Below are 19,822 nucleotides of genomic sequence, written 5' to 3'. Positions count from 1 at the left end.
GTTATTAATATCAATAACCATTGAATATTAATTCAAGCAACTAAAATTAAACAGCTAAATTTTAAATTAAATAATAAAATTTGATTAGATTTGTACAAATTAATATATTTCCAATATTATGAAGAAACTCTTTACTCTTTTCATACTTCTCTGCACTTTTAGCATTTCATTTGGACAATGGGGTTCATCTACTGCTCAAGGAGAGAAAGTTAGTAACGGTTCTAGCCGAGATCAATATTATACTTTAGATATTAATCAGCTAAAGAATCAATTGTCTAAAGCACAGACGCCTGGTCAATATTCCAAACCAGTAGAAATTTCTATACCTGTTTTAGGTAGCGGAGTTGAAACTTTTGAGATTTATAGTCTACCAGTTGTAGTGCCAGAATTAGCATCAAAATACCAACTAGGTTCTTATGTTGGTGTTGCTAAAAATGATAAAAACAAATACATAAGATTTAGTCTTGCTCCAGGCGACTTTCAATCTATGATTATTATTAATGGCGTTTCTCAATTTATAGAGCCTTTGAATAAATCAAAATCTTTGTATAGAGTTTTTCCTAAAACCATCAACACAGGTAAAAAAAGTTTTATTTGTAGTACAGAAGAAAATACGGATGCGCAAAAGCAAATCAAAGATTTAGCTGCTTTAGGCAATTCTTTCGGTAAATCTGGCGCTTCAGATTTTTCTAAAAGCTCGGATAAAAAATACAGAACATTGCGTCTTGCTATGTCTGTAACTGCTGAATATACAAATTCTTTTGGAGGAGTTACACAAGCTCTTACTGCAGTAAATGCTACATTGACACGTGTGAATGGTGTTTTTGAAAAAGATTTTGGTTTACACATGAATCTTCAAAATTATCCAGCATTAATATATACAAATACTGCTACAGATCCATATTCTCCAGCAGCACAAATGAATCTTTGGAACAACCAACTTCAACAGACTTTAACATCTGTTGTGGGTGATGCAAACTACGATATCGGTCACCTTTTTGGTGCTTCTGGTGGTGGTGGAAATGCTGGATGTATTGGTTGTATATGTATTGCACCAACTGGACCAACTAATAATGGAAAAGGTTCTGGTATTACATCTCCTGGTAGTGGACTTCCACAAGGAGATACTTTTGATATAGATTACGTTGCACATGAGATAGGGCATCAATTGGGTGGAAACCATACATTTTCCAATGCATTAGAAGGAACGGGTGTGAATATGGAACCAGGTTCTGGTTCTACAATTATGGGTTATGCAGGAATTACTGGTCCTACAACGGATGTACAAGCTAATTCTGATCCATATTTTCATGCTGCTAGTATTTCTCAAATTCAAACAAATCTTATCAGTAAAACATGTGATATAGAAACAAGTGTTACTAATAATCCACCTGTATTTACAGCTCTTCCTGCTTATAATATTCCAAAAGGAACTGCATTTGTATTAACTGGTTCAGCTACCGATCCAGAGAATGATCCAATGACGTTTACTTGGGAACAAGTGAATAGTGCAACAACTACTACGAATAATTCAAATATTGGAAATTTAACAAATGGACCATCTTTTAGATCTGTATTGCCGACAACTGGAGGTAATGTAAGATACTTCCCAAGATTAAGTTCAGTTTTAGCTGGTGTTCTTAATAATAGCAACAATCTATGGGAAGCAGTTCCTACAGTTGCAAGAACAATGCAATTTGCTCTTACTGCAAGAGACAATAGTCCTGCTTTCAATCAACAACAAACTCAAAACACAGTACAAAATATAACTGTTGGAAATGATGGACCTTTCACGGTAACCTCTACCACCGGTTCAAATAATGCTGCAGTTCCTATCACATGGAATGTTGTAAATACTGCAGCTGCACCTTATAATGTAGCCAATGTGAAAATAGATTACACTATTAATAATGGTGCTTCTTGGGTTACGCTTATTGCTTCCACTCCAAATGATGGAACAGAAGCGGTTACTTTCACAGGACTTACTTCAGGGAGCTCAGCAATAGTAAGAGTAAGCGCTGTTGATAATGTATTTTATGCAGTGAAAACTATAAACATTGTTACGTCTACTGCTTGTAATACAAATCCACCGGTTGGTATTGTTGTAACAGCAATTGCTCAAACAACTGCAACCGTTAGTTGGACATCAGATCCAACTGCAACTTATATTTTGCGATACAGAATTGTCGGTTCTCCAACTTGGACAACAATTAATCCTTCAACAACACCTGCAAATTTAGTTGGTCTTACAGGTTCATCTCAATATGAGGTACAGATTGCAACAATCTGTTTAGGAGTTACAGGATCTTTTTCACCTTCTACCAATTTTGCAACACCAGGTCTTGTATATTGTATACCAACAGGAGGAACTTCTTCGACAACTTATTATCTTAATAATATTACAACAACATTAGGGATTACGAATTTAGCATACACTGCGAGTTCTTACTCTGCGTATGTTGATAATTCTGCTAACACATTTATTTCAATTCCTGGAGGAATAGTAAATGTAAGTTTGGGATCAGCAGGTGGTTCCACTTATTATTTTTATGTTTGGATAGATTGGAATAATGATGGTGATTTCTTAGATGCTGGTGAAACAATTCTTGCTACTACAACATATACTTCTACTGGAGCTGCTGTTATCAATGTACCAGCTGCTCAAGCTGCTGGTAATTATAGAGTGAGATTTTCAACTTCTTTTATTGGAACCAATACTTCTTGTGGTCCTGGAGCATGGGGAAATTATGTAGACTATACCTTAATTGTTGGACCAGCACCTACATGTTTATCACCTACAAACCCAGTAGCTTCTGCAGTATCAACTACTACAGCAACTATATCTTGGACGGCTTCTACAAGTGTACCAGCAAATGGGTATGAGTATTTTATTTCAACTACGAATGTTGCACCTACAGCAACTACAATTCCCACAGGAACTTCTGCAACTACATCTGTAAATTTAACAGGTTTAGCATTAAATACAACTTATTATTTCTGGGTACGTGCAGTTTGTTCAGCAACTGATAGCAGTTATTGGACTTCTGGAGGATCTTTCCTTACAACACAAATTCCAGCAACAATTCCTTATATTCAACCTTTTACAGGACCAAATGATTTTGTTTTTGTAAATGGAACTCAAAGTAATAAATGGTCTTATGGAGCAGCAGCAGGAAACCCTGCAAATTCCATATATATTTCAGATAATAATGGTCTTGCTAATAGTTACAGTGGAACAACTACTATAGTTCATGCTTATAGAGATATAATTGTACCAACGGGAACTACAAATGCTACTTTCCTTTTTGATTGGAAAGCAGTAGGAGAAGGTACTTCAGATCTTTTCAAAGTATGGTTGGTACCAACTAGTTTTAATCCAGTAGCGGGAACGCAAATTACAGCTGGAGCTGGAAAAATACAAGTTGGTGGTAATTTTAACCTACAATCTACTTGGCAAACTTACTTTAATCCAACGTTAAATCTTTCAACTTTTGCAGGTGCTACCGTTAGAATAGTATATGAATGGAGAAATGATAGTTTTGGATTTACAAATACTCCAGCAGCTATTGATAATATTAATTTAATCATACCTACTTGCCAAGTTCCTACTAACTTATCAGTTACTGCAATTACTGCTGTTTCTGCAACTTTAAACTGGACAGCTGCAGTACCGGTTCCAGCAAATGGATATCAGTATTACGTATCAACTTCAAATGTTCCACCTACAGCTACTACTGTACCTACGGGAACAACAACAGCAACAACAGCACCATTAACAGGATTGTCTCCTACGACAATTTACTATTACTGGGTTCGTTCTGCTTGTTCTACAACGAGCCAAAGTTTGTGGTTTCCAGGTGGGAATTTCACAACAGGACAAATACCAACAACAATACCTTACACTCAACCATTTACTGGACCGAATGACTGGGTATTTATAAATGGAACTCAAAATAATAAATGGGTTTATGGATCTGCTACAGGAAATCCTGCAAATTCTATTTACATTTCTAATGATAATGGAGCTACGAATTCATACAGCACAACCTCAAGTGTAGTACAAGCTTATAGAGATTTTATTGTACCAGCTGGTTCTAATTTAGCGACCTTCTTTTATGACTGGAAAGCTGTAGGAGAAAGTTCTTTTGATTACTTCAGAGTATGGCTAGTTCCAGTATCATTTACACCAACTGCAGGTACACAAATTACCGCAGGTACTGGTAGAATTCAAGTTGGAGGTAATTTAAATCAGCAAGCTGCATGGCAAACTAATTTTAATCCAACTTTAAATATTTCTTCTTTCGCTGGTCAAACAATGAGATTAGTTTTCGAATGGAGAAATGATACATCTGTATTTAACGATCCACCAGTTGCGATTGATAATATTAATTTATTAATCCCAACTTGTCAAGTACCAACAAATTTAATTGCCAATCCAGTAGGATCTACAACAGCAACAATAAGTTGGACAGCAGCAACACCAGCTCCTGCACTTGGATATCAATATTATATATCTACAGTAAATGTTGCTCCAATAGGTACTACTGTTCCTACAGGATCTTCTGCAACTACTACGGCAAACCTTACAGGTCTTTTGCCAAATACAACCTACTATTTCTGGGTAAGATCTAGATGTAGTACTACAGACACAAGTCTTTGGATGGCAGGAACCTTCACAACTGGACAAATACCAGCTACTATTCCTTACATTCAACCATTCACTGGTCCAAATGATTTTGGAACCACGACTGGAACACAAGTTAATAAATGGGTATATGGTGCAGCTACTGGTAATACAGGAAATTCTTTATACATTTCCAATGATGCTGGTGTTACAAACTCTTACACTATCAGTACTACAAGTGTTACGCATGCTTACAGAGATTTCAATATAGTTCCACTTTCAACAACTGTTGAACTATCATTTGATTGGAAAGCGGTAGGAGAAAGCTCTTTTGATTATTTAAGAGTTTGGGCAGTTCCTATTTCTTATGTGCCAGTTGCTGGTACACAGATTACAGCTGCAGGTGGTACGCTTCCAAGAGTTCAAATTGGTGCAAACTTCAATCAGCAAGCTACATGGCAATCCTATCAGAATTTAACATTCAATGTAGCACCTTATATCACATCAGGTATGAGATTGGTATTCGAATGGAGAAATGATGGATCTGGTGGTACACAACCTCCAGTTGCTATAGACAATGTGAAATTGGTTAGATGTGATATCACTCCACCAATAGTAACAGTATCAAATGTTTTAAGTACTTCAGCAGTCTTAACTTGGAATAATGATCCAGGCGGCGCAACTTATAGAGTAAGATACAGAGTAGCAGGTACTGTTGCATGGGTTCCAGCCTTTACAGCAGTTGCAAATTCTGGTTTAGCTACCAATACTTATACAATTACTGGTCTTACACCACTTACATCTTATGAAGCAGAAGTTGCAGCAGTTTGTAATGGTACAGTTGGTAGTTACACTCCAGTTACATTTACAACAAGATGTGATCCAACGCCTCCAGGAAACTTTACAGTTTCAAATATTACTGCTTACACTGCAGATTTAAGTTGGAATACAACTTTAAGTGCATCTTACACTGTACAATATAGAGAAGTAGGAAGTACAACATGGATTACAGTTTTATTGCCAGGAACAAATTTCCAGTTGACAGGTTTAACGCCTTACACAACGTACGAAGTTCAAGTTGCTTCTATTTGCTCTGGTGCTACAAATCCTTACGGAACGCCAAAAGTATTTACTACTTTACCAATCTGTGAAATGGCTCCTATTGGACTTACTGTTACTAATCTTACAATTAGTTCTGCACAGGTAGATTGGAATTCATTCCCAAATGCTACTTACGTTCTTATGTATAGAGAGGTTGGATTTAATAATTGGGTAACTGTTAATTTGAATACAAATACTTACATCATAACAGGACTTCTAGAGCAAACGCAATACGAAGTAAAAGTTGCAAATGTTTGTAACGGTGTTACTCAAGTTTACACTGCACCATATGTATTTACAACGCCAACAGTTATTTATTGTGATATGTCTTCTGTTAGTTCTACTGCAGAGCATATCTCAAATGTGAAAGTTACGCCAAATGGAAAACCAGAAATGAATAATGATTCTAATGCTTCTAATTATACTAGTTATACAGGAGATCCAATTAAGGTTGTTCAATTAGTTCAAGGTTCTACAAATAACGTAATCTCTGTATCTAAAACTTGGAGCGGTTCTACAACTTATGACGAAGCTGTTACAGTTTGGATAGATTTCAACAGAGATGGTATTTTCTCTAATAATGAAAGAATTCTTACTTCGCCTGCTAGTAAAACTACACCAGTAACTGCAAACTTCAACGTTCCTTCCAATGCTTTTGTAAGTTTGGTAGACAATAGATTTGTAGTGATGAGAGTTGCCTTGAGTAGAGGTAGTGCACCAGTAATGTGTGGCCAATTCCAAAACGGTGAAGTAGAAGATTACAAAGTAAGAATTTCTAAACCAAATGCTCAAAATCTATTAGATGCGAATTCCGCTGTAATGGTTTATCCAAACCCAGTGAAAAATATCTTGAACATTACAAAAGTAAAAGATGGCACTAAATATAAAATTTACAATGCTATCGGACAATTGGTAATGAAGGGAACTATCTTCGCAAATAAAGTGGATGTTAGTAGATTGATCAATGGTGTTTTCATTATCGAAGTAGAAAGTCCAGATGATAATGCTCAAGTAAAATTCATAAAAGAATAAACTTAAGTTCTATATATAATTAAATAGCTCCAAATTTTTTGGAGCTATTTTTTTTTGATGTTTTTTCAGTCAATCCTTTTTTATTTTCATAGATAAAAAACTTACCTTTGAATTTAAACAAAAAATTAATGCCAGAATTTCTACATCCAGATCCTGATAATTTTTCCGATGAAGAACTTTTCCAAGAAGAAAAAATCCGTCCGCAAAGCTTTGATGATTTTGCCGGGCAAAGAAAAACTCTGGAAAATTTAGAAATATTTGTAGCTGCTACTAAAAATAGAGGTGCAGCTTTAGATCATGTGCTTTTGCATGGTCCACCAGGATTAGGAAAAACAACCTTAGCACACATCATCGCAAATGAATTAGGTGTAAGTTGTAAATTAACATCTGGTCCTGTTTTAGATAAACCTGGAAGTTTGGCTGGTTTACTTACTAATTTAGAAGAAAATGATGTCCTTTTTATTGATGAAATCCATCGTCTTTCACCCATCGTGGAAGAATATCTCTATTCTGCGATGGAAGACTACAAAATAGACATCATGCTAGAAACCGGGCCCAATGCTAGAAGCGTACAAATAGCATTAAATCCATTTACTTTAATAGGTGCAACTACGAGAAGTGGAATGCTCACAAAACCAATGCTCGCAAGATTTGGTATTCAAAATCGATTAGAATATTATACTACAGAATTACTTTCAACTATTATAGAAAGAAGTGCAAGAGTTTTGGGTGTAAAAATTTATAAAGATGCAGCCTTTGAAATTGCAAAACGAAGCAGAGGAACACCCAGAATTGCCAATGCATTGTTGCGAAGAGTAAGAGATTTTGCCGAAATAAAAGGAAACGGAGAAATCGATATAAAAATCGCCAAATATGCTCTCGATGCATTGAATGTAGATGAATATGGTCTAGACGAAATGGACAATAAAATAATGCGCGTGATGATAGAAAATTTCCGCGGAAGACCAGTCGGTATTTCTGCATTGGCAACATCCATAGCAGAAAATCCAGAAACTTTGGAAGAAGTATATGAACCATTTTTGATACAAGAAGGCTTCATCATTAGAACTCCTAGAGGACGAGAAGTGACCGAAAAAGCCTACAAGCATTTGGGAATTACAGTTCCAAAGAGATTAGATGAATTATTTTAAACAAAAAAGACTCAAGAAAATATTTCCTTGAGTCTTTTTTAGAAAATTTCATTCTATTGAATGAGATTGCTAGTTATTTGTGACTGCTAATTTCACTTCAATATTATTTCTAGTTGCATTAGAATATGGGCAAACCTGGTGTGCCTTTTCAGTTAATTCCTGAGCTTCTTCTATGGTAACATTTGGGATGTTTACATCCATTTCTACTGCCAATCCGAAACCACCATTTTCTATCTGTCCTAGGCTTACTTGCGCTGTTACCGTTGGTTCGCCTGCTTCAATCTTAGATTTTCCAATCACAAGACTTAGTGCACTTCCAAAACAAGATGCATATCCTGCTGCGAAAAGCATTTCAGGATTTGCAAACGCATCATCTTTTCCACCTAGAGCTTTTGGAGATCTTACATCAAGTTCCAAAATTCCATTTTCACTTTTCACTTTTCCATTTCTACCACCATTTGCGGTTACACTTGTTGTATATAAACTTTTCATAATCTATTTTTCTATTTTTATTAATAATTTTTTGATTGCATCTTTTAGTTGCACCAAATCTTCTTCGCTAAGATTTAATTTTTCTTGGATTTTATTTGGTATAGCGCAAGCTTTTTGCCTCAAATCGCTTCCCGTTTTTGTCAAAAAAATTTCAACTACACGTTCGTCTTCTTTTTTTCTTTGTCTAGAAATATAATTTTTAGCTTCAAGTCTTTTCAGTAATGGAGTTAAAGTTCCACTATCGAGATAGAGTTTTTCACCAATGTTATTCACGGTCAATCCATCATTTTCCCACAATACCATCATTACTAAATATTGAGAATAGGTAATATCTAATTCATCCAAAAAAGGACGATACATTCCCGTAATTTCTTTTGAAATTACATAAAGCGGAAAGCAAAGTTGATTTGATAATTTTGGTGGTTCTAGATTTTCCATTCCAATTGCTTATTTTTTTATGATAAATTCCTCCATCGGAATTCTCACTTTTTTCATGTGTGCTAGATAATCATTTTCTTCGTCTCTATATCCTAAATAAAGTAAGGTTACACTTTTCAACCCTAAATCTTTTAAATTTAAAATTTTATCAACAACTTCATTATCAAAACCTTCTGCAGGAGTGCTATCTACCTTCAATTCTGCTGCTTGTGCCATTGCTAAACCTAGAGCAATGTAGGTCTGTCTTGCAGTGTGAGCAAAATTTTCTTCTGCAGTTTGGGCATTGTATATTTCCTTTATTTTATCTGTATAACTTCCAAATCTGCCTCTTGGTAAATCTCTTACATCTGTATGATGGTCGTACACTTTGTCTATTTTTTCATCAGAATAGCTATCCCATGCTGCAAATACCAAAACTTGAGAGCAATCTCTCATCACTTCTGGATTTAAAGCACCTTCTACCATTTTATTTTTCAAATCTTGATCTTCTACAACAATAACCCGAAATGGTTGCAAACCAGACGAAGTTGGTGCCAATCTCGCAGCTTCCAAAATTTTATTTAAATCTTCTTGACTTACTTTTTTTTCAGCATCATAAGCTTTTACAGCGTGGCGCCAGTTCAAATCTTCTATTAACGACATAATTTTTTTGTTTTAAATTCTAGTGCAAAGATAGTAAACAATTATATTGTGCACAATTTAATTGCAAACAATGGAATCAATTCTTATAATTATGTAAAAAAAATTTCATCAGATGATTTTTGAAATTGATTTTGCAACCCAATTTCCCGTGCTAAAACATGCCTGCAAAAGATAGCCTCCAGTTGGCGCTTCCCAATCTATCATTTCGCCAATGCAAAAGGTATTCGGAAATTTTTTCAGAGATAAATCTGCATTTAATTCGGAAAAATCAACTCCACCAGCCGTAGAAATTACTTCATCAATAGGTCTGAAACTTAAAACTTCTATCGGGAAATTTTTAATTTTATGAGCTAAATTTTCTAGATTCGTAAAAGATTCTTTATCCAAAGTTTTAAGTAAATTTATACCAGTGGTAGAAATCTTCAATTTCTTCTTAAGGATAGGATTAATTCTCTGTTCGCTTTTCAATAATTCCAAAATTTCAGAATCAGAAAGGTTTGGTTTTAGATCGATATTTAAAGTTAGAGGGAATTCAAATTTTCTAGTAAACCGATTCATAAAATATACCGGACTTCCCTCAATTCCATATTTTGTAAAAACTATTTCGCCTAATTTTTCATTATTGTTAAAAGAGATTTTTACGTTTTTTAAATATTGACCTTGTAATTGATGCAAATATTCGGCAGTATTGTATCCAGAATTTGCAGACTGTAATGGATTTATTTTAATATTTTTTTCATTGAAAATATCAATCCATTTTGCATCCGAACCCGTTTTATTCCAAGATCCACCGCCCATTCCCAAAATTAATTTTGAATAATTGAATTGAAACTCCTGTCCATTGTTATTAAAATAGGCATAATTTTCGTCAAAATTTAAAAAAGTGTGGTTATAAAAAATTTCAACGTTTAGTTTTTTTAAATAATCTAGCCAAGCTTGCAAAACTTGAATGGGTTTAAAATTTTTGGTCGGGAATATTTTCCCAGAACTTCCAACATAAGTGGTAACTCCAATGTTGCACAGCCATTCAATTACTTTTTTACTATCAAAATTTTGTACAATTTCTTGAATTTCCAAGGCATCGTACTTTTGGATAAATGATTCTAATTCTTCACTATGCGTTAAATTAAAACCACCATTTCCTGCTACCAAAAATTTTCTTGCTGCGGCTTTATTTTGCTCAAAAACTTGCACTTTAAAACCACTTTCTGCAAGAATTTGTGCTGCCATTAATCCAGATGGACCAGCTCCGATGATGATGATTGGTTTATTTTGCATGATGAAGCGAAGGTAGGTATTTTAAGATAGTATTTAAATTGTTGGATTTAAAAAAAAATGTTTCACTTAAAATAATTTTTAAAATTGAAAGTATTCTTGATTCAAAGCGGAACTCTTGCGTGAGGTAGAAGGTGGAAATCCTTTTTTGAAAAAAAAGATTGGGAACCGGATACCGACCACAAAAATTTTTCGAAAATTTTTGTGGTCACGCCCAAATTATTAATCTAAATTTCTGTATTTTAGTAAAAATTTAATCATCAAAAATTAATATTATCCTATGAAACTATACCCAATACAATGCGGAAAATTTAAACTAGATGGTGGTGCTATGTTTGGCGTAGTTCCAAAATCGCTTTGGCAACGTACCAATCCTGCAGACGAAAATAATTTGATAGAACTTGGAACACGTTCACTTTTAATAGAAGACGGCAAAAAATTAATTTTAATAGATTGCGGATTAGGAGAAAAACAAAATGAAAAATTCTTTGGGCATTATTCACTTTGGGGAGATGATAACTTGGACAAAAACCTAAAAAAATACGGTTTTGTGAAAGATGATATTACGGATGTTTTCTTTTCGCATCTTCACTTTGATCATTGTGGTGGAGCAATAGAGTGGAATGCAGATAGAACGGGATATCAGCCAGCCTTCAAAAATGCACAATTTTGGACCAATCAAGATCATTGGAAATGGGCTACGGAACCAAATGCAAGAGAAAAAGCCAGTTTTTTGAAGGAAAATATTCTTCCGCTACAAGAAAGTGGACAATTGAATTTTTTACCAACTCCGCAAAGTGGTAATTATGGTTTTGCACCAGATTTAAAAATGGATGTGATTTTTGTAGACGGACACACTGATAAACAAATGCTTCCTGTAATAAAATATCAAGATAAAACCATCGTTTTCGCTGCCGATTTAATACCAACAGTTGGCCACATTCCACAAGTTTACGTGATGGGATATGATACACGTCCACTTTTGACTATGGAAGAGAAAGCTGCATTTTTACAGCAATGTGTTGATAATGATTATCTTCTATTCTTTGAGCATGATGCACACAACGAATTGGCAAGTTTGAAAATGACGGAAAAAGGAATTCGCCTAGACCAAACTTTTTCTATGGAAGAAGTATTTGGATATTAACAAATGTGAATTCTATAAATTTTTTACCAATAATTTCAATATCTTTGCAAGCAATATTTTACTATGGAACAAAATGAAATTTTAGCGGAAAACCCAGATCCAGATTCGAGGATCTTTGGTTTAACGGGAGGTATCGGTTCGGGAAAAACCACCGTTGCAAAAATTTTAGAAAATATGGGGTTTTCAATTTATTATTCTGATGCAAGAGCAAAAGATTTGGTGAATGAAAGCGCTTATTTAAAATCAGAAATCATTAAACTTTTGGGCGAAGACGCTTACAATAAAGATGGTCTATACAATAGAAAATACGTTGCAAACATCGTTTTCACCAATCCTGGAAAATTAGATGTTTTGAATTCTATTATTCATCCTGCCGTAAAATCTGATTTTAAAAATTGGTTGCAGAATAGAGAAGATAAAGAAATTATTTTCAAAGAAACTGCGCTACTTTTTGAGTTGGATCTTGATAAAGAGTGCCACCAAAGCGTTCTTGTAACTGCAGAAGATAATGCCCGCAGCAAAAGAGTGATGGATAGAGATGGCAAAACCTACCGCGAAGTTCTCAACATTATGAACAAGCAAATGCCTGAAAAGGAAAAAATAAAACGTGCAGATTTCGTGATTTATAACAACGGAACACTAGAAGATTTGCAAAATGAAGTAGAAAAAGTGAAGTCGGAGATAATGGCTTTGCAGTTTTAGATAACTCTTAATTTTTTGTGAGCCTTGAACTTCGTTCGTAAACTTCAATTAAAGCCTTCGCTTCAATTTCGTTTACGCTTTACTTTAGCAATTTTTTTTTGCTCTACTTCGTGCCGCAAAGAGGATTTCCACTCGAGTCGAGGAGCAAATATTCGCTGGAGTATTGGCTGCAAAATCCAGCGTTTACACCTATGTTTATGAAAAATAAGCCGCTGCGTGGCTTTCCAAAATATAGAAAACCTCGAAAAGGTTGAACACCAATAACCACAGATAAAATTTGTGCATTTCAAAGAGCAATTATGAAAAAACTAATCGGTCCCTTCAAGCAAATCGTTACTCTTGCAAATCTTCCTTTGCGTGGGAAATTGGACGACAGCCAATTAGAAATTGTAGAAAACGGTGGGATTTTAATTTCAGAAAATTTAATTGAAAAGATTGGTGATTTTAAAGATTTAAAAATTGATTTAGAAAATTCTAATGATACATTTGAATTACATTTAATTGAAACCGAGCAAATATGCTTGCCCGCTTTTGTAGATGCGCACACTCACATCTGCTTTGGTGGCAATAGAGCTAATGATTTTGCCATGAGAAACGGTGGAAAAACTTACTTGCAAATTGCTGAAAGTGGTGGCGGAATCTGGAGTTCGGTTTTGCATACAAGAGAAGCATCACAAGAAGAACTTTTGGAAACTTTATTAGAAAGAATCAATTCATTATTAAAATTAGGAATTACCACAATTGAAATAAAAAGTGGATACGGATTAGATGTAGAAAATGAGCTAAAAATGTTGAGAGTGATACAGCAAGCTCAAATTCAAACAAAAGCAACACTAATTCCAACTTGCCTTTCTGCCCATTTAAAACCCAGAGATTTTGAGGGTGGAAACAAGGAATATTTAGAATATATAATAAAAGAAATTTTACCAATAGTAGCGAAGGAAAATCTTGCAAAAAGAGTAGATATATTCATAGAAAAATCTGCTTTTTTGGAAGAAGAAAGCCGAGATTATTTGTTGAAAGCAAAAGAATTAGGCTTTGAAATTACGGTTCATGCAGATCAATTTACGCCTGGAAGTTCTAGAATTGCCGTGGAAGTTGGTGCTAAATCTGCAGATCATTTGGAAGCTTCTACAGACGAAGATATTGTTTATTTAGCCAATTCAGATACTGTTGCCATTGCACTTCCTGGAGCAAGTTTAGGTTTGGGAGAACCCTTCACACCGGCAAGAAAAATTTTAGACAATAATGGTATTTTAGCCATCGCATCCGATTGGAATCCTGGTTCTGCACCAATGGGAAATCTTTTGGTACAGGCAAGTATTCTCGCAACTTTCCAAAAATTATCAACTGCGGAAGTACTTTCTGCAATTACTTTTAGAGCTGCACATGCATTAAATTTATCAGATCGTGGAATTTTACAAAAAGGTAAAAAAGCCGATTTTGTAACTTTTGAAACGGATAATTTTCAAAATATCTTGTACAAACAAGGGAGTTTGTTGGCAAAAAATATTTTTATAGATGCAGATATTCAAAAATTTTAAAAATTAAACGCAATTTTTAATCTCTGTTTTTTAGCAAAATCCAACCCGTCAATTCTATCGGTGTATTTTTATATGCATCTGTCCATTTTATAATATACCAATAAGAAGTGGTTGGTAGTTTTCTGCTGTTGTAGGTTCCATCCCAAATAGGATTTTTCTTTGTTGCTTTAAAAACAATTTTACCATAGCGATCATATATTTCTGCAGATACATTTTTAAAATTTATGATGTTAGAAAAATCTACAACATCATTGTAACCATCGCTATTTGGAGTGATGATATTTTGCATCGTAAATGAAAAATAATTTATGGTAGAATAACATTTTTCTCCCTTTATTCTTACAAAGATATCCAAACCACTATTGCCTTTTACGTTATTGAAAATATTAGAATCTTGCCAAGTAAGACCGCCATCTATAGAATATTCCAAAGTTTGATTGGTTGGGTTTGTAGCAAATATTGCCAATGTAGCATTGCTGTAGGTTACATTTTCTATCTCTGGCACAGGCTTATAAGAAACTGTAGCAGTAAAAACTTTAGAACATGCACCATTGCTGATCGTTACATTATAACTACCATCATCGGTTACAGAAATAGTTTGAGTTGTAGCTCCCGTATTCCAAAGATAGGTGTAGTTGCTACCTATTCCTGCATCTAAAATGAGTGCATCTCCTTTACAAATTTGTCCACTCATCAATCCAGATACAATTTTAGGAATTACAATTATGGTAATTGTTGCAGTGTTTACCGCATTACAACCATTAACTCCAATTCCCGTAACGCTGTAAGTAGTTGTAGAAGTTGGAGACACTGTTTGCGTATTTCCATTGCCATTTAAAGCTGTCCAAGTGTAAGTTTGCGCGCCAGAAGCCGTTAATATCACGCTTTCACCGTTACAAATAGTAAGCATATTAGCGGTTATTGTAATTAATGGCGGATTGCTATTATTAATAACATTCACAGATGCTTGGTTCGAGCATCCGTTTGCAAGAGTACTTGTGATGGTACAAGTATAAAGTCCTGCAGAATTTATAATGGGTGAAAGCGTGTTTGCACCAGAAACAATGTTTCCACCTGCACTTGCGGTCCAAACTATGGTAGACCCTGGTTGAAAGGTAGAATTAGAAGCATTTAATGTAACCTGTGTATTTGTACAATTTAGCTCTGCTGGAGTTGCAATATTAACAATTATGGTTGGATCCATCATCACCGTTACGGTTTTTGTAAAAGTGCAACCACTTCCAGTTGTAACCGTTACCGTATGCAAACCTCCCGTTGTGACTATATTATTTGCACCTATCGTTCCATTAGACCAAACGTATGTATTTCCTATGCCAGAGGAAGTTGCGATTAAAGTTGTAGAAGAACCTTGGCAAAAATTCAACATTCCAGTGATTTGTATAGTAGGATTTGGCGTTGCAGTGATGCTTATATTAGCAGAAGCTGAGGTGCAATTTCCAGCTGTATTTGTTAAAGTATAAATTCCAGCAGTATTTACGGTAATTGTTTGCGTAGTTTGTCCAGTTGACCAAAGATTTCCCGTTGAAAAATTTGAACTTAATGAAACTGGATTTCCATCGCAGATTGTCATATTAGAAGCAGATATAACGGGAACTGGAGGCGGATTTACAATTAATTGTAGTTGTGCAATTTTGGTGCAATTTCCAACAGAAACTAATACATAGATAATCGCATTTCCAGAAGAAAAAGCCGTCGGGTTCGAAATTGTATTGGTATTTCCAGAAGTTGCATCTGCTAAATTTTGATAATAGTTGAAGGTTGCTCCTAAAGTCGTACTAATATTGTTTTGTGCAGAAACTAAATTAAAAATTGATGTGGTTCCTGTAGAGCATTGATTTAAGCTTGTATTTTGTACAACAGGAACGAGTCCTTGCGTTACAATTGCAGTTTTTTGAAAAGAGCAACCATTGGGTAAATTTACAGTTACGGTATAATTTCCTGCTGTAGAAACTGTAGTAGTATTGCTAGTAGAACCATTGGACCAAACATAGGTATTTCCTGTTCCTGCAGAAGTAGCCGTTAAAATCGTAGGATTTGTACACAAAACTAGATTACCAGAAATTTGCAAATTAGGATTGGGAGCATCTGTGATACTGTAAGTAGCAGTTGGATTGGTACAAAAACCATTGGTATTTGTTAAGGTATACGTTCCAGCAGTAGTTACAGAAATAGATTGCGTAGTTTGCCCAGTTGACCAAAGATTACCTGTTGCGTTACTAGAACTTAAGGTTAAAGAACTATTCGGGCAAAGTACTGTAGAATTAGCAGTAATTATAGATGAAATTAAATTCTGGACAAAAACAAAAGAGCCACTCTGTTTACAAAAATTTGCAGGATTATTGGGGTTAGTAGGATCTTGATAATTAATACTATAATAATAAGTATTGCTCGTATTAGGAGAAATAGGCGTCAGTATTGGGTTTAATCCAGCAGCTGCATCACTGGAATTTTGATAATAGTGAACTTGGAAATTTGGGTTTCCATTTATAATTCCAGAGGTTAAGGTATTTAAATTAAAAGTTGACGAAGTAGCGCAAATATTTATTTCATTCGGACTATTGGGATTTGAACTAGAAATTCCCGGTGCAATGAAAGGAAATGGAGAAAGGCTTGTATTATTAAAAGCAGAAACAAATGTGGCTGTTCCACCCCAAACCAGATTGAAAGTATAAACAGTAGCATCCCAATTATCCAAATATAAATAATAAGTTTCCCCAGCTAATACATCCATATATTTACAATATGGATCTGTGTTTCCACCTGCAGAACTGGTATTTGTATTGGTTAAATTCATGCCAGTTGGTAGGTAATATCCAGAAGCATTGCATCTTATTGGATTTCCTAATTGTCCACAAGTTTTATTTGGTCCATATATTGCCCAATCGTAATCTATTGGTTGATAAGGTGTTAAATCGAAAGTTAGGGTTCCGCTTGTTGCAATGGTAAATTTATACCAAACGGAATTATGCTCGCCAGATAAACATCCTCCCACAGCTTCGTTTACGATTCCTACACCAGACGGAGTATAATTTATTGCTGAATTTCCACACAAAGAAATGGCTGTAATACAATCTTCTTGAGCATTATAACTATTAAAAAATAGAACAATGCATAGCAATAATAGTTTTTTTAACATCGGAAAAATTAATATACTAAATTACGAATAATCTTTTACTATTTTAAATAAACTTCTTTCTTAAAATTTTCAACAATTTGCCTCCATCAATTTTTAAAAAAATGAGTAAATTTGTAGATAGAGAAAAAAAATATGTGGCAAGGTAGAAATGATGGAGATTCTCCATTAGTACTAAGAGTTTTTCAAAAAGTAAAATTGGAAAATGACTTTAGAAATATAAAAAATAAAGATTTTGTTTTGCAGGGTTTTGCAGTAGATGAAGGTGTAAAAAGAAATATGGGAAGAGTAGGAGCCGCAGAAGCTCCCAATATTATTAGAAAAAATATGTCTAATTTTCCAATTACTTCGCCCTACTTTAATTTGTTAGATTTTGGTGATGTAATTTGTGAAGATGGAAATCTAGAAAATGCTCAAGAAAAATTATCTAATTCTGTTTCTAACATCATCTCAAAAAATGGAAAATCCATCGTTTTAGGTGGTGGACATGAAGTAATGTTCGCTCATTATTCTGGATTGAAAAAAGCTTTGCCCAACAAAAAAATTGGTATTATTAATATTGATGCGCATTTTGATAATCGCATGAAAAGTGTAGAAATAGGTGCAACTTCTGGCACAGGTTTTTCGCAGATAGCAGAAAGTGGAGATTTACATTCTTTGCACATTGGAATTCAAAAAAATTCCAACACCTTGCAATTGTTTGATTATGCGCACCAAAACAAAATGAAATATCTGATTGCTGATGAATTATATTACGAAAATCTTCATCATATATATGAAACCATCGATGCATTTACCAAAGAAATAGATGTTTTGTATCTTACTATTTGTATGGATGTTTTTAATGCTTCAATTGCGCCTGGAGTTTCTGCCGCAGCTTATAACGGTATTTTTGCAGACGTTACTTTCATGAATTTTTTCCGCCATATTTTGGGAAATGAAAAAATGATTGCAATGGACATTGCAGAAGTTAATCCTATTTACGACATTCAAGAAAGAACAGCAAGATTGGCGGCCAGTCTTGTGAATGAATGGTTGACAATTTAAAATTTAATTATGAAAAAATCTATAGAAAATAAATTAGAAATATCTCAACAAGCTTTTTCAAGCTGGAAAAATACCTCTTGGAAAAAGAAACAGAAGTTAATTAAAAATCTAGCGAATATTCTAGATTTTAATGCAGAAAATTTTGGCGAAATCATTACCAAAGAAATGAATAAGCCCATTACCCAAGCTACTGCAGAAGTGAAAAAATGCGCATTGATGGCGAATTACTACGCAGATATGAAACCACAATTGCAAATAGAAAAAGTGAAAACAGATTTTGCAATTTCCGAAATTCACTATGTACCAAAAGGAATTATATTGGGAGTAATGCCTTGGAATTTTCCATTTTGGCAGGTTTTGAGATTTGCGATACCGGCAATTTTAGCGGGAAATGTAGTGGTTTTGAAACATGCATCTATCTGCTTAGAAAGCGGAAATACCATTCAGAAAATATTTGAAGAAGCGGGATTTCCTAAAGGGATTTTCATGCATTTAGAAATCAATCATGAGGAAGTGGAAGAGCTTTTGGCGCATGATTATATTCAGGGTGTAAGTTTTACAGGAAGTGAATTCGCTGGTGGAAAAATAGCTGCAACTGCGGGTAGAAATATTAAGAAATCTCTGCTAGAATTAGGTGGAAGTGATGGTTTTATCGTTTTAGATGATGCTAATTTACAAGAAGCTGCAAAAGTAGGTGCATTGGCAAGATTGCAAAATTGTGGACAAACTTGTGTTGCCGCAAAAAGATTCATTATTCATAAAAAAGTTGCGAAGGATTTTATGAAATTATTTATTGCGGAATATCAGAAATTTATTCCTGCAGATCCTACAAAAGCGGACACCAAAATAGCGGGAATGGCAAGACCAGATTTGGCCGTAGATTTAATGAAGCAATATAAAAAAGCGCTTAAAAATAAAGCCACTATAATTTTACCTTTAGAAAAAATTGCGGAAGGAATTTTAAAACCTGGCTTAATAGAAGTGAAACCTGGAAACCCAATTTTACAAGAAGAATTATTTGGTCCATTAGGAATGGTGATGTTTGCAAAAAATGACGAAGAAGCCTTGAAAATGGCAAACGATATACCTTTTGGTTTGGCAAATTCTATATGGACAGGAGATAAAAAACGCCAAAAATATTTTGTAGAAAATCTTGAATCTGGTACGGTAAACATCAATAAAATGACAAGTTCTGTCCCAAATTTACCTTTTGGTGGCATGAAAAAATCTGGCTATGGTACAGAATTATCTTATCACACTTTACAAGAATTCGTAAATATCAAGACAATTGTTGGTAAGAATTCTTAGCCATAAATTCATATTTTAATAAAAAAAATTCCTGAAAATATTTTCAGGAATTTTTTTATTTTATAAAGGGAAATATCAATATCGTCCTAAACGTTTAAATAAAAATGTAAAAAAAGAGGGTAAAGTTTAGTATCTCAAAGTATCTTTGAGTTGCACAACAAAACC

General features: G+C 34.4%; 12 protein-coding genes. 7 read left to right on the top strand and 5 right to left on the bottom strand.

What is annotated here, in order from left to right:
• The first annotated feature begins 118 nt into the window (after positions 1-118).
• Entirely contained in the window at positions 119-6,757 is a 6,639-nt protein-coding gene (locus tag HNQ03_RS14445) for a fibronectin type III domain-containing protein (protein WP_173780409.1), read from the top strand.
• Between the two features lie 128 nt (positions 6,758-6,885).
• Positions 6,886-7,908, top strand: coding sequence for a Holliday junction branch migration DNA helicase RuvB (gene ruvB / locus HNQ03_RS14440; protein WP_173780408.1), 1,023 nt, complete (start codon positions 6,886-6,888; stop codon positions 7,906-7,908).
• Between the two features lie 69 nt (positions 7,909-7,977).
• Here the strand turns inward: ruvB and HNQ03_RS14435 are convergent, their stop codons facing one another.
• The 4 genes from HNQ03_RS14435 to HNQ03_RS14420 all read right to left on the bottom strand — a co-directional run bounded on the left by HNQ03_RS14435 (position 7,978) and on the right by HNQ03_RS14420 (position 10,758).
• Positions 7,978-8,400: an organic hydroperoxide resistance protein gene (locus HNQ03_RS14435; protein ID WP_173780407.1), complete on the bottom strand. Its 423-nt coding sequence runs from the start codon at positions 8,398-8,400 to the stop codon at positions 7,978-7,980.
• A 3-nt stretch (positions 8,401-8,403) separates the two neighbouring features.
• Positions 8,404-8,838 carry a MarR family winged helix-turn-helix transcriptional regulator gene (locus tag HNQ03_RS14430; RefSeq protein WP_173780406.1) on the bottom strand — a complete coding sequence of 145 codons (435 nt, stop codon included), beginning with the start codon at positions 8,836-8,838 and terminating at the stop codon, positions 8,404-8,406.
• Between the two features lie 9 nt (positions 8,839-8,847).
• Positions 8,848-9,480, bottom strand: coding sequence for an NAD(P)H-dependent oxidoreductase (locus HNQ03_RS14425; protein ID WP_173780405.1), 633 nt, complete (start codon positions 9,478-9,480; stop codon positions 8,848-8,850).
• Positions 9,481-9,588: 108 nt separating this feature from the next.
• Positions 9,589-10,758 (bottom strand): BaiN/RdsA family NAD(P)/FAD-dependent oxidoreductase, encoded by a 1,170-nt coding sequence (locus tag HNQ03_RS14420; protein ID WP_173780404.1) that lies wholly within the window; start codon positions 10,756-10,758, stop codon positions 9,589-9,591.
• A gap of 277 nt (positions 10,759-11,035) precedes the next feature.
• Here HNQ03_RS14420 and HNQ03_RS14415 point away from each other — a divergent pair, with 277 nt between their 5' ends.
• The 3 genes from HNQ03_RS14415 (at position 11,036) to hutI (ending at position 14,148) form a co-directional block, all read left to right on the top strand.
• Positions 11,036-11,902: an MBL fold metallo-hydrolase gene (locus tag HNQ03_RS14415; RefSeq protein ID WP_173780403.1), complete on the top strand. Its 867-nt coding sequence runs from the start codon at positions 11,036-11,038 to the stop codon at positions 11,900-11,902.
• 63 nt (positions 11,903-11,965) lie between these two features.
• The gene (coaE, locus tag HNQ03_RS14410; RefSeq protein WP_173780402.1) at positions 11,966-12,604 is read left to right on the top strand and encodes a dephospho-CoA kinase; all 639 of its coding nucleotides are present in this window, start codon (positions 11,966-11,968) and stop codon (positions 12,602-12,604) included.
• Between the two features lie 299 nt (positions 12,605-12,903).
• A complete protein-coding gene (gene hutI, locus HNQ03_RS14405) occupies positions 12,904-14,148 on the top strand; it encodes an imidazolonepropionase (protein WP_173780401.1) in 1,245 nt (414 codons plus the stop codon).
• Between the two features lie 16 nt (positions 14,149-14,164).
• Here hutI and HNQ03_RS14400 read toward each other — a convergent pair whose 3' ends face one another.
• A complete protein-coding gene (locus HNQ03_RS14400; protein WP_173780400.1) occupies positions 14,165-17,305 on the bottom strand; it encodes a T9SS type B sorting domain-containing protein in 3,141 nt (1,046 codons plus the stop codon).
• Between the two features lie 132 nt (positions 17,306-17,437).
• Between HNQ03_RS14400 and hutG the strand changes: the two genes are divergently transcribed.
• Both hutG and HNQ03_RS14390 read left to right on the top strand, forming a co-directional pair.
• The gene (gene hutG, locus HNQ03_RS14395) at positions 17,438-18,349 is read left to right on the top strand and encodes a formimidoylglutamase (protein ID WP_173780399.1); all 912 of its coding nucleotides are present in this window, start codon (positions 17,438-17,440) and stop codon (positions 18,347-18,349) included.
• Between the two features lie 9 nt (positions 18,350-18,358).
• Complete coding sequence (locus HNQ03_RS14390) at positions 18,359-19,657, top strand: aldehyde dehydrogenase family protein (protein WP_173780398.1); 1,299 nt, start codon at positions 18,359-18,361, stop codon at positions 19,655-19,657.
• Positions 19,658-19,822: the final 165 nt, after the last annotated feature.

The organism is Frigoriflavimonas asaccharolytica, assembly GCF_013294015.1.
Lineage (GTDB): Bacteria > Bacteroidota > Bacteroidia > Flavobacteriales > Weeksellaceae > Frigoriflavimonas > Frigoriflavimonas asaccharolytica.
This window is presented reverse-complemented; position numbering and strand designations above follow the sequence as displayed.